This window comes from Streptomyces sp. M-16 (genome assembly GCF_052114405.1).
Lineage (GTDB): Bacteria > Actinomycetota > Actinomycetes > Streptomycetales > Streptomycetaceae > Streptomyces.
The window spans coordinates 1-11,456 of record NZ_JBFRER010000051.1 but is presented as its reverse complement, the minus strand read 5'-3'; the positions used below and the strand labels follow the sequence as shown (position 1 = coordinate 11,456).

Here is an 11,456-nt window from a genome sequence, read left to right as displayed (position 1 = left end):
GGGTGTCCTACGCGTCTCCCGGCAGCAGGTGCTGCGGGAGTTCGCGGAAGGCCCACTGGCCCCGGGTGCGGGTGAGGACCCAGACGAGGTCGTAGCGGTCGGGCCAGGCCGTGGGGAGGCCGCGGGCCCGGTCCGCTCCGAGGGCGTGGAGCAGCCGGGGGATGCCGGTGTGCTCCCAGCAGACGAGGACGGGCATCCGGGCGGCCAGCACCTCGCGGGCCAGGTCCGATTCGGCGCCGAGGGCGAATTCACCTCGTACGGGCATCCGCAGGGCGGCGGCCAGGGGCTCCAGGGTCTGTCTGCACCGGGCGGGGGCGTTCGCGGGCCCGCCGGTCGCGAAGAGCACGGCGGGCCGGGGCAGCCGGGCGCCGGCGGTCGGCGCGAACAGCAGGTGCAGCTCTTCGGCGCGGCGCACGCCCCGGACGGCGAGGTGGCCGGGGTGCTCGACGCCGTCGTCGTCCTCGCCGGTGTCCCCGGCGTAGGGCTTCTCCGCGTGCCGCATCACCATGACGAGGGCGTCCTTGGGGGGCGGCTGGGGGCCGGCCGCCGGACTGCGGGAGGCGTCCTCGGTGGCGCATCCGGCGGCCGCCAGGGGGGCGAGTGCCGCGGCGGCCAGCACGCTGCGTCGGCGCGGTCCGGACCCGGCGGGGGCTTGTGGCATGGGGTCCACTGAAGCGCACGCCCCGGGCTCGGCCGGGGCGCGGCGCGGCGCGGGGCCCGTACGAGCGCCCGGTCGGCCGATCGGATCAGCCGATCGGCCCACCGCCCGAACGGCCCACCGCCCGATCGGACGATGGGCCCACCGGTGGCGGAACGGCGCTCCGGCCGGGCCGGCCCGGACCGCGGGGCCCACCGGTGGTGCGGGCCGCGGGGGCCCACCGGTGCCGGCCGCCGGGCCTCAGCCCTTGCGGACCGCGCGGAGCCATTCCTTGTTCATCGCGGCGATCGACGGCAGCGGGATGCCCTTGGGGCAGGCCGTGGCGCATTCGCCGGTCAGGGTGCAGCCTCCGAAGCCCTCGTCGTCCATCCGGGCCACCATGTCCAGCACCCGCGTCTCGCGCTCGGGGGAACCCTGCGGGAGCACGTTGAGGTGGTTGATCTTGGCGGAGGTGAACAGCATCGCGGAGCCGTTGGGGCAGGCTGCCACGCAGGCACCGCAGCCGATGCACTCGGCGTGCTCGAAGGCGGAGTCGGCGTCGGGCTTGGGCACGGCGGTGGCGTGCGCCTCGGGGGCGGATCCGGTCGGCGCCGTGATGTAGCCGCCGGCCTGGATGATCCGGTCGAAGGCGCTGCGGTCGACGACGAGGTCCTTGACCACGGGGAAGGCCGAGGCCCGCCATGGTTCGACGTCGATGGTGTCCCCGTCGGCGAAGGAGCGCATGTGCAGCTGGCAGGTGGTGGTGCGCTCGGGCCCGTGGGCGTCGCCGTTGATGACGAGGCTGCACGCGCCGCAGATGCCCTCGCGGCAGTCGTGGTCGAAGGCGACCGGGTCCTCGCCGCGCAGGATGAGGTCCTCGTTGAGGGTGTCGAGCATCTCCAGGAAGGACATGTCCTTCGAGATGCCGTCGACCTCGTAGGAGGCCATGGCGCCGGGGGCGTCGGTGTTCCGCTGGCGCCAGACGCGCAGGGTGAGCTTCATGCGTAGCTCCGCTGGGTGGGGTGGACGTACTCGAAGACGAGGTCTTCCTTGTGCAGGACGGGTGCGGCCGCGGTGCCGCGGTACTCCCAGGCGGCGGCGTAGCCGAACTCCTCGTCGCGGCGGGCCGCCTCGCCGTCCGGGGTCTGGGACTCCTCGCGGAAGTGGCCGCCGCAGGACTCGGCGCGGTGGAGGGCGTCGAGGCACATCAGCTCGGCGAGTTCGAGGTAGTCGACGATGCGGTTGGCCTTCTCCAGCGACTGGTTGAACTCCTCGCCGCTGCCGGGGACCTTGATGCGTCGCCAGAACTCCTCGCGGATCTCCGGAATGCGGTTCAGCGCCTTGCGCAGGCCCTCCTCGGTGCGGGCCATCCCGCAGTACTCCCACATGAGTTCGCCGATCTCGCGGTGGAAGGAGTCGGGCGTGCGGTCCCCGTCGACGGCGAGCAGCTTCGCGAGGCAGTCGCGGGTCTCGCGGACGGCGGCCGCGGCCTCGGGGTGGCTGTCGTCGACCTCCTCGTGGTGCGGGTGGCGGGCGAGGTAGTCGTTGATGGTCGAGGGGAGCACGAAGTAGCCGTCGCCGAGGCCCTGCATGAGGGCGGAGGCGCCGAGGCGGTTGGCCCCGTGGTCGGAGAAGTTGGCCTCGCCGATCGCGAACAGGCCGGGCACGGTGGTCTGGAGGTCGTAGTCGACCCACAGTCCGCCCATCGTGTAGTGCACGGCGGGGTAGATCCGCATCGGGACCTCGTACGGGTTCTCGGCGGTGATCCGCTCGTACATGTCGAAGAGGTTGCCGTACTTCTCGGCGACCTTGTCGCGGCCCATGCGGCGGATGGCGTCGGCGAAGTCGAGGTAGACGCCCTGCCCACCGGGGCCGACGCCGCGGCCCTCGTCGCAGACGTTCTTCGCGGCGCGGGAGGCGATGTCGCGGGGCACGAGGTTGCCGAAGGAGGGGTAGATCCGCTCCAGGTAGTAGTCGCGCTCCGCTTCGGGGATCTCGGCGGCGGGGCGGGTGTCGCCCTTGGCCCTGGGGACCCAGATGCGACCGTCGTTGCGCAGGGACTCGCTCATCAGGGTGAGCTTGGACTGGTGGTCGCCGGTGCGCGGGATGCAGGTGGGGTGGATCTGGGTGAAGCACGGGTTGGCGAAGTACGCCCCGCGCCGGTGCGCCCGCCAGACGGCGGTCGCGTTGGAGTTCATGGCGTTGGTGGAGAGGTAGAAGACGTTGCCGTACCCGCCGCTGGCCAGCACCACGGCGTCGGCGTAGTGGGTGGAGATCCTTCCGGTGACCAGGTCGCGGACGACGATGCCGCGGGCGACTCCGTCGACGGTGATCAGGTCGAGCATCTCGGTGCGGGCGTGCATCTCGACGTTCCCGGCGGCGATCTGCCGCGACAGCGCCTGGTAGGCGCCGAGCAGCAGTTGCTGACCGGTCTGGCCGCGGGCGTAGAAGGTGCGGGAGACCTGGACGCCGCCGAAGGAGCGGGTGTCGAGGAGGCCGCCGTACTCGCGGGCGAAGGGGACGCCCTGGGCCACGCACTGGTCGATGATCTCGACGGAGATCTGGGCGAGGCGGTGGACGTTGGACTCGCGGGCGCGGAAGTCCCCGCCCTTGACGGTGTCGTAGAAGAGGCGGTGGAYGGAGTCGCCGTCGTTGCGGTAGTTCTTCGCGGCGTTGATGCCGCCCTGCGCGGCGATCGAGTGCGCGCGGCGCGGGGAGTCCGAGAAGCAGAACTGGACGACGTGGTAGCCCTGCTCCGCGAGGGTGGCGCCGGCCGCGGCGCCCGCCAGGCCGGTGCCGACGACGATGACGCGGTGCTTGCGGCGGTTGGCGGGGTTGACGAGCTTGGCCTCGAAGCGGCGGCGGTCCCAGCGCTCTGCGATCGGGCCCTCGGGGGCCTTGGTGTCGGCGATCGGGTCGCCGGTCGTGTAGTCGGCGTAGGCGCTGTGGGCCGCGTGATCGAAGTGGTCGGCGTGACCGGAGTGATCGGTGGAGTCGGTGGGGTCGGTGGGGTCGGTGTTCACGGTCAGCTCACCATTCCGGTCATGACGGCGACGGGGACGGACACGAAGCCCGCGAAGAGGACGAGGGCCAGGGCGTTGGCCAGGAACTTCAGCGTCCGCTCGCGCCGGGCACTGCCCGCGCCGAGGGTCTGGGCCGCGCTCCAGAAGCCGTGGCGGACGTGGAGGCCGAGGGCCGCCATCGCCACGATGTAGATGGTGTTGCCGTACCAGGTCGAGAAGGTGGCGAGGACGTTCTCGTAGGGGTGGCCGGCCCAGGCGCGCTCGTTGACGGTGAGGGTGGTGAGGTCGAGGAGGTGCCAGACGATGAACAGGGCGAGGATGATCCCGCCCCAGCGCATCGTGCGGGTGGCGTAGCTCGCGCGTCGGCGCTTGTGTGCGTACTTCACCGGGCGTGCCTTGATKTCACGCCGGCTGAGCTGGTAGGCGCACACGGCGTGGGCGACGACGGCGGCGACCAGGACCACGCGCACGATCCACAGGGCCCACTCGTGGTGCAGGAACGGGGAGCCGAGGGTGCGCAGCCAGTGGGCGTAGCCGTTGAACTCGTCCGCCCCGAAGAAGATCTTGAGGTTGCCGAGCATGTGCACGACGAGGTAGCCGAGCATGATCAGGCCGGATACGGCCATCACGGACTTCTTGCCGACGGTGGAGTCCCAGATGGTGCGCGTGGTGGACGGCCGTCGATCCGTCCGCGTTGCCAGAGCCATGCCACGACCGTAAGGACCAAGGTCCCGAAAGGTCCAAGACATGGTGGAGCTGATCGCGATAGGCAGCACCTATCGTGGGCGCTAGCCTGGTCGTATGCAGTTCCAGCAGCTCGTCTATTTCGTGGCCGTCGCCGAGACCCGGCACTTCACCCGCGCCGCCGAGCGTGAGCACGTGGCGCAGCCGTCGCTGTCGCAGCAGATCAAGGCGCTCGAACGGGAGCTGGGCGCCGAACTGTTCAGCCGCGCCCGGGGGAACATCGCGCTCACCGACGCGGGCGAGGCGCTGCTGCCGCTGGCGCGGCGGATCCTGGCCGACGCGGACACGGCGCGGCTGGAGGTGCAGGAGCTGGCGCAGCTGCGGCGCGGCCGGGTGCGGCTCGGCGCGACGCCGAGCGTCTGCACGGGCCTGCTGCCGGCGGTGCTGCGGGCCTTCCACACGGCGCACCCGGGGATCGAGCTGCTGATCGAGGAGAGCGGTTCGCTGGACCTCGTACGGGAACTGGCGCGGGGGGTCCTGGACCTGGCCCTGATCGCGCTGCCGCTGCCGCCCTCGGCGCCCGCGCTGACGACGGTGGAGCTGCTGACGGAGGACCTGGTGGTGGTCTCGTCGGCCGACCTCCCGCCGCCGGCGGGCGGGCGGGAACCGGCCATCGCGGACCTGCGCGACGAGCCGATGGTGATGTTCCGCCACGGCTACGACCTGCGGGACCTGACGGTGGCGGCCTGCCGGGCGGCGGGCTTCGAGCCGGTGTTCACGGTGGAGGGCGGCGAGATGGACGCCGTACTGGGCTTCGTGCGGGCGGGTCTGGGCATCGCGGTGGTTCCGGCCATGGTCGTCGACACCGCCGGTCCGGGCCTGCGCGCCACCCGGCTCGCGGGCTCGCCGCTGCGCCGCACGATCGCGCTGGCCCACCGTACCGACGTGGCACCCCCGCGCGCGGCGCGCGAACTGAAGCGCATGCTCGTCGGCTGAGCGGCCGGCGCCGGGCGCGTCCCGCGCCTTCCCCGGCCGCGGATCCTTCCGCGCGGTGGCGCCGTCACCACGCCCGTGCGCCACTCCCCTCGCGCCGCGAGCGGCACGATCTCCTCGGGGAGGCCGGGTGAGGCACCCCTCTCCTGCCGGCCGTCCCGTCCGAGCGCTCCACGGGGCCGCCGAACACCGTCAGTTCGGACGTCTGGGCGGGAGCAGCGTCCGGTCGAAGCCGTCGGCCAGCATGCCGAAGGCCTGGTCCGCCTCGGCCACGGCAGCCGGATGGACTTCGTCGACGGTGGCGCCCGCCGCGAGGCGGCGCCAGTTCTCCCGGCCCAGCTCGTGGCGGACCGCCACCAGGTGCGTGGCGGCGAGCCGGGCGGCGAGCGGCGGCACCGACTCCGCCTCCAGGGCGGCGGCGAGCAGCTCGACCTCACGGGCCGTGTAGTGGGCGATCCGGGCCTCAAGGCTCGTGGTGGAGTAGAGCAGCCCCTGGAAGGCCAGCACGTTCGGGTGATCACAGAGGCCGGTGATCGGGTCGCGCTCATCGAGGGCCGTCAGGAAGTGCGCGTGCACGGCCCCCACCGGTGTGAGGCCCGCGTCCCGGTCGCGCACGATGCGGGCCACCTCGTCCTGATGGTCGGCGAACCGGTCGAGCACCAGGTCCTCCTTGGTCGGGAAGTACCGGAACAGGGTGGGTTTGGACACCTCGGCCGCGGCGGCGACATCGGCCACGGACACGGCGTCGAAGCCCCGTTCCAGGAAGAGTTCCAGCGCCGTGGCCGCCAGCAGGCGACGCGTACGCAGCTTTTTGCTCTCGCGCAGACCCGTCGTGTTGTCCATGCGTCCACCGTACCACAGAATCATGACCGGGTTAATTTCGTGACCGGGTTGCTTTTTCGCCCCCGAGGCGCTTCCCTTGTGTCATCGACAGCGAGAGGACATCCGATGACAGACGTACTGGTCGTGGGCTCCGGCCCCACGGGGCTGACCCTGGCCTGTGAACTCGCCCTGAGGGGAGCCGCCGTCCGCGTCATCGAAGGACGCGGCGCACCACACCGCGAGTCCCGCGGCAAGGGGCTCTGGCCGAGCAGCATGGACGTTCTCCGAGGGCTGGGCGCCGCCGAGCCCCTGACGACCATCGGAAGCAGCGAGGTGGTCCTGCGCAAATACTTCGACGGAGCACATGTCAACGACACCCCCATGCCCGGCAGCGGCCTGCTGATAGGGCAGTGGCAGATCGAAGAGGCACTGCGCGACCGCCTCGCCGACCTGGGCGTGCGGGTCGAGTACGGGTCCCGGCTCGCCGGGATCACCCAGGACGCGGCGGGCGTCCGCGCGGAGCTGGCGGACGGCGCCACGATCGGAGCCGGCTATCTCGCCGGGTGCGACGGCGGGCGCAGCACCACCCGCAAACTCCTCGGCATTCCCTTCGAAGGCAGGGGGGAGGAGGAGCCCGCGATGGTCATCGGGGACGTCCGTGCCCCCGGGCTCAGCCGGGACTTCTGGCACCAGTGGTTCACCTCGGAAGGTGACGGGATACTGCTCTGCCCGATGCCGGGGACGGACACCTTCCAGTTGCAGGCCGCGCCCGAGAAGCACGAGCGGGGCGGACTGCTGCCGGCGTCGCTGGAGGGCTTCCAGCGGCTCTTCGACCGGCATGCCCGGATGCCGGGGATCCGGCTCGCGGATGCCACGTGGCTCTCCGCCTGGCGGGTCAACGTCCGCATGGCCACCCGGATGCGGGTGGGCCGGGCCTTCCTCGCCGGGGACGCCGCGCACGTCCACCCCATAGCCGGCGGGCTGGGCATGAACACCGGCATCCAGGACGCGGCCGCCCTGGGCCGGACGCTGGCCGGAGCCCTGGCCGGGCAGGGCGGGGAAGGCGCGCTCGACGCCTACGAGGCCGAGCGGCTGCCGGCCGCGGCGGATCTCCTGGCCGACACCACTGCGCGGCACCGGCGGGTTCTGGCCGCGGTCCGCGAGCCGGGCCGGGGTACGGAGGTCGGCATGAACCGGTAACCCGGGAGGACCCCCGACCGCCCTGGAAAGGTCCCGGCCTGCCCGGCTCGGACCGGGACCCGCCTGATGTGGCCGTGCCCGCTCGCCGGCCTGGCCCGACCCGGCTCGGACCATGACCCGGCCCGGCCCTGCCCGATCCCCCACTCCACCCCACCCCACCCGGCTCGGGCCATAGCCCGGCGGCCCGGACCGGACCCCGGCCTGGCTCGGCCGACCCGGGCCGGCCGGGCGGAGGCCGACACGAGCCGGCCTGCCACGGCCGGGCGCGGGCCGGCCCGGCGGGTCAGGGTGCGGGCCTGCCGACCGGTCAGGGGGGTGGGCCAGCCGACCGGTCAGGGGGGTGGGCCTGCCGACCGGTCAGGGGGTGGGCCGGCCCGGCTGGTCAGGGTGCGGGCCGACCCGGCGGGTCAGGGGGTGGGCACGGCGTCCGAGAGGGAGAGGGCGTGGATGCGGTCCGGGGCTCCGGGGCGGGCGTAGTACCAGCCCTGGGCGGTGTCGCAGCCGAGGGCGCGGAGCTGGGCCGCCTGGACGCCGGTCTCCACTCCCTCGACCGTCACCGCGAGTTCGAGGCTGTGGGCCAGGGCGACGATGCCCTCCACGATCTTGACGTCGACGGGGTTGGCCGGCTGCTGCTGCATTCCCTGGGTGAAGGAGCGGTCCAGCTTCAGGACGCTGACCGGGAGGCGGCGGAGGTTGGCCAGGTTCGAGTAGCCGGTGCCGAAATCGTCGAGGGCGATGTCCACGCCGAGGGCGGCGAGCCGGCGCAGTGGCTCCAGGAGTTCGTCGTCGGCTCCGATCAGCGCCGATTCGGTGACCTCCAGGCACAGGGAGCCCGGGGCCAGGCCGGAGCTCTCCAGCACGCGCACGGTGTCGGCGACCAGGCCCGGGTGGTGGAGCTGGGTCGGCGAGAGGTTGACGTTGACGCGCAGGGTCGCCCCGCCGTGCTGGCGCTGCCAGTTGCGGGCCTGGCGGACCGATTCCTCCAGGACCCAGCGGCCGAGCGGCACGATCAGTCCGGTCCGCTCCGCGAGCGGGATGAAGCGGTCCGGGCCGAGGACCCCGTACTGCGGGTGCGACCAGCGCACCAGCGCTTCGGCGCCGTGCACGCTGCCGTCGTGCATGTGCACCAGCGGCTGGTACTCGATGAAGAACTCGCCGCGTTCCAGCGCGGCCGGCAGGGCGTTGGTCAGTCCGTGCCGGGTGATGGCGCGGGCGTCGGCCTCCGCGTCGGCGAACTCGAAGCGGTTGCCCCCGGCCGCCTTGGCCCGGTACATGGTGATGTCGGCGCTGCGCAGCACCTCCGCCGCGGTGCGTTCGCCCGCCCGGCCCTCCACGATGCCGATGCTGCCGCGCACCGTGAGCTCCCGGCCCTCCAGCCGGATGGGGGTGGACAGCGCGGAGAGGATCCGCACCGCCAGGTCCGTCACCTTCTCCTCGCTGTCGGCGGCGGGCCCGGTGGTCAGGGCGACGAACTCGTCGCCGCCCAGGCGCGCGACCACCTCGCCCGGTCCGGTCGCACAGCTCTGGAGCCGGTCGGCCACCTCAACCAGCAGCCGGTCGCCCGCCGAGTGGCCGAGGCTGTCGTTGACCGCCTTGAACCCGTCGAGATCGAGGTAGCACAGGCCGAAGCGGGTGGTGGGCGCTCCGCCGAGGGCCTTCTCCAGCCGCTCGAAGAACAGCGTGCGGTTGGGCAGCCCGGTGAGCGCGTCGTGGGTGGCCTCGTAGCGCAGGCGCAGGTTGAGCAGGCGGCGTTCGGTGGTGTCCTCCATCAGGGCCAGCTGGTACTGGGGGACGCCGTCGGCGTCGCGCAGCAGCGACACCGTCAGGTTGGTCCACAGGACGGTCCCGTCGTGCCGGTAGTAGGGCTTCTCCACCCGGTAGTGCTCGCGCTCCCCGCGCACCAGCTCCCCGTACATCCGCCAGACGTGCGGGGTGTCGTCGGGATGTCCCCATTCGCTGACGTTGCGGCCCCGGACGTGGCCTTCGAGGCCGCCGAACATCTGGAGCAGGGTGTCGTTGACCTCCAGCACGTTGCCCTGCAGGTCGGCGATGCCGATCCCGACGGCCGCGCCCTCGAAGACCGCCCGGAAGCGTGCCTCGCTCGCGTGCAGGGCCTGCTGTGCGTCGATGCGGGCCGTCAGGGCGGAGCGTGCGATGGCCTCCTGCTCCCGCAGCGTCCGCTCGCGCAGGGCCCGGGCGAAACCGGCGGCGATGGCGTGCTGGAGCCGCGCGCAGCGGGAACGGTACTCCTCGGTCCCCTCGGTCCCGGAGCCGTCCGGCCCGCAGTAGAGGACCAGGTAGGACTCGACCACGCCCAGGGTGCCGGCCAGCGCCTCGGGGTCGGTGCAGTGCACGGCGACCAGTTCGGCGCCGACGCGCTGGGCGACACCGGCGTCGAAGGGCCGGGCGTGGAGGGCCTCGGTGAGGGTCCGGGTCAGGGGGACGAGGTGCCGTTCGAACTCGGGCCGGGTCAGCGAGGTGGCCGTGACGGGGAAGATGGCCCGTCCCCAGATCGTCGCGAAACGCGCGATCCGGTCCTCCAGGCCGCTGCGCAGCTCGCGCAGCGGCGCCCGGCCCGAGTGCGGGCCGGGCGTTTCCAGGGGTGCCGGCGGGTCCTGCGGGGGCGTCGCCCGGCCGGCGTCCGCCTCGCGGGACGGACTCGGGATGGCGGGTGGCGGGGTCGGAGCGGGGAGTCTCACGCCTTGCGTCCCACGCCGCCGTAGCCCGAGAAGGCGTACGGGTCCTCCGGAGCCTCGCCCTCCGCAAGCGGACCGGTGCGGTCCGGACGCCAGTCGGGCATCGACACGAGGCCCGGCTCCAGCAGTTCGAAGCCGTCGAAGAAGCCGCTGATGGCGTCGTGGTTCCGCATGACCAGCGGGTTGCGGATGCCGCGGTAGACGCCGACCGTGCCGGACGCGACCTCCTCGGTGACCGGAATGCCCTCGTAGGAGGCGTGGGTGAGGATCAGCAGGCTGCCGGGGGCCAGCGCTTCGCGCAGCTGCGCGACGGCGGCGTAGGGCTCGTCGGCGTCCTCCAGGAAGTGCAGGACGGCGACCAGCAGCAGCGCGACGGGCCGGTCGAGGTCCAGCAGCCGGGCGGTTTCGGGGGCGGACAGGATGTCCTGCGGCTTGCGCAGGTCGGCGGCGACGACGCCGGAGCGCTCGTCACCGGCCAGGACGGCCTGGCTGTGCGCCACGGCCACCGGGTCGTGGTCGACGTAGACCACGTGGGCCTCGGGGCTCGCGGCGTGGGCGACCTCGTGGACGTTGCCGAAGGTCGGGATGCCGGAGCCGATGTCGAGGAACTGTGTGATGCCCTCGGCGACCGCGTGGCGGACGGCGCGGCGCATGAATGCCCGGTTGGCCTGCATGATCTTGGGGAGCCCCGGCATGAATTCCATGGCCCGGCGGGCCGCCTGGCGGTCGACCTCGAAATTGTGGGAGCCGCCCAGGTAGTAATCGTAGATGCGGGACACGCTCGGCACCGATATGTCGATGCCTGGCGGGGCCCAGGCGGGGCGTTCCATCGGGGTCTCCAAGCCGTCGTCGTGCCGGTCCGTCCGGGGGGTGGGACGGGGGTCGGACTCCTGTCCGAGCCGAATGTACTGATCATTTGCCAACGGAGCGAGTAAAAGCGGAAATTGGCGGTCCGTTCTTGGTCACACACCAAAGGCACGTGCAGGTCCGGACACCCGTGGTGAAGAAACCGACAAATACCTTTTGAGATTTGATCGGAGGGCGATCCGAGGCGCTCCGGAGCTGGCTCAAACCTCTACGGTGCCAACTCCGCCCGTTCAGGCGAACCGGTTCCGTGCCCCGCGCGCGCGGGCGCGCGCGGCCGCATGCTCCCCGGGTGAACAGAGCCTGTGCCAGGCGCCTGCTGGCGGTTCCGGTCCTGCTGTGGGCGGCACTGTCCGCCTCACCGGCCGTGGCCGATAGCTGCGCCTACGCGACGATCGACGCCGGGGACGGCCGGACCGTCCTGGAGGCGTTCGCGGCCGCCGGCGGCGGCGCGGACGGCGACGGCCGGGGTGGCGGACATCACCACGACGGACACGGCGGCGGGCACGGCGGCGGCCACCACTGCCCGCCGCCGCC

At 72.7% G+C, this 11,456-nt stretch carries 10 protein-coding genes; 3 read left to right on the top strand and 7 right to left on the bottom strand.

Features of this window, described 5'->3' with window-relative positions; genetic code table 11:
- Positions 1–7 precede the first annotated feature (7 nt).
- From AB4039_RS23125 to AB4039_RS23110, 4 genes are all read right to left on the bottom strand, one after another.
- On the bottom strand, positions 8–661 hold the full coding sequence (locus AB4039_RS23125) for a hypothetical protein (RefSeq protein WP_266846925.1): 654 nt from the start codon (positions 659–661) through the stop codon (positions 8–10).
- 237 nt (positions 662–898) lie between these two features.
- On the bottom strand, positions 899–1,639 hold the full coding sequence (locus AB4039_RS23120; protein ID WP_266846927.1) for a succinate dehydrogenase/fumarate reductase iron-sulfur subunit: 741 nt from the start codon (positions 1,637–1,639) through the stop codon (positions 899–901).
- The gene (locus tag AB4039_RS23115) at positions 1,636–3,549 is read right to left on the bottom strand and encodes a fumarate reductase/succinate dehydrogenase flavoprotein subunit (protein WP_442271720.1); all 1,914 of its coding nucleotides are present in this window, start codon (positions 3,547–3,549) and stop codon (positions 1,636–1,638) included. Before AB4039_RS23115 ends, AB4039_RS23120 begins: the two co-directional genes overlap by 4 nt.
- A gap of 113 nt (positions 3,550–3,662) precedes the next feature.
- Positions 3,663–4,367, bottom strand: a complete 705-nt coding sequence (locus AB4039_RS23110) for a succinate dehydrogenase cytochrome b subunit (protein ID WP_442271705.1) — start codon at positions 4,365–4,367, stop codon at positions 3,663–3,665.
- Positions 4,368–4,461: 94 nt separating this feature from the next.
- Between AB4039_RS23110 and AB4039_RS23105 the strand changes: the two genes are divergently transcribed.
- On the top strand, positions 4,462–5,340 hold the full coding sequence (locus AB4039_RS23105) for a LysR family transcriptional regulator (protein ID WP_266846930.1): 879 nt from the start codon (positions 4,462–4,464) through the stop codon (positions 5,338–5,340).
- A gap of 189 nt (positions 5,341–5,529) precedes the next feature.
- Here the strand turns inward: AB4039_RS23105 and AB4039_RS23100 are convergent, their stop codons facing one another.
- Positions 5,530–6,180 carry a TetR/AcrR family transcriptional regulator gene (locus AB4039_RS23100; protein WP_442271704.1) on the bottom strand — a complete coding sequence of 217 codons (651 nt, stop codon included), beginning with the start codon at positions 6,178–6,180 and terminating at the stop codon, positions 5,530–5,532.
- A gap of 105 nt (positions 6,181–6,285) precedes the next feature.
- Here AB4039_RS23100 and AB4039_RS23095 point away from each other — a divergent pair, with 105 nt between their 5' ends.
- Positions 6,286–7,359: an FAD-dependent monooxygenase gene (locus tag AB4039_RS23095; RefSeq protein ID WP_442271703.1), complete on the top strand. Its 1,074-nt coding sequence runs from the start codon at positions 6,286–6,288 to the stop codon at positions 7,357–7,359.
- A 407-nt stretch (positions 7,360–7,766) separates the two neighbouring features.
- Here AB4039_RS23095 and AB4039_RS23090 read toward each other — a convergent pair whose 3' ends face one another.
- Positions 7,767–9,923: an EAL domain-containing protein gene (locus tag AB4039_RS23090; protein ID WP_266845877.1), complete on the bottom strand. Its 2,157-nt coding sequence runs from the start codon at positions 9,921–9,923 to the stop codon at positions 7,767–7,769.
- Between the two features lie 131 nt (positions 9,924–10,054).
- Complete coding sequence (locus AB4039_RS23085; RefSeq protein WP_442271702.1) at positions 10,055–10,885, bottom strand: SAM-dependent methyltransferase; 831 nt, start codon at positions 10,883–10,885, stop codon at positions 10,055–10,057.
- A 326-nt stretch (positions 10,886–11,211) separates the two neighbouring features.
- On the opposite strand from AB4039_RS23085, the gene AB4039_RS23080 reads away from it, so the two are divergent.
- A partial coding sequence (locus tag AB4039_RS23080) for a hypothetical protein (protein WP_442271701.1) occupies positions 11,212–11,456 on the top strand: 245 nt, incomplete at its 3' end.

Bases quoted from the DNA above. Each gene is read 5' to 3' on its own strand.
- AB4039_RS23095 (WP_442271703.1), top strand. From the start codon at position 6,286: ATGACAGACGTACTGGTCGTGGGCTCCGGCCCCACGGGGCTGACCCTG.
- AB4039_RS23100 (WP_442271704.1), bottom strand. From the start codon at position 6,180: ATGGACAACACGACGGGTCTGCGCGAGAGCAAAAAGCTGCGTACGCGT.
- AB4039_RS23125 (WP_266846925.1), bottom strand. From the start codon at position 661: ATGCCACAAGCCCCCGCCGGGTCCGGACCGCGCCGACGCAGCGTGCTG.
- AB4039_RS23085 (WP_442271702.1), bottom strand. From the start codon at position 10,885: ATGGAACGCCCCGCCTGGGCCCCGCCAGGCATCGACATATCGGTGCCG.
- AB4039_RS23120 (WP_266846927.1), bottom strand. From the start codon at position 1,639: ATGAAGCTCACCCTGCGCGTCTGGCGCCAGCGGAACACCGACGCCCCC.
- AB4039_RS23105 (WP_266846930.1), top strand. From the start codon at position 4,462: ATGCAGTTCCAGCAGCTCGTCTATTTCGTGGCCGTCGCCGAGACCCGG.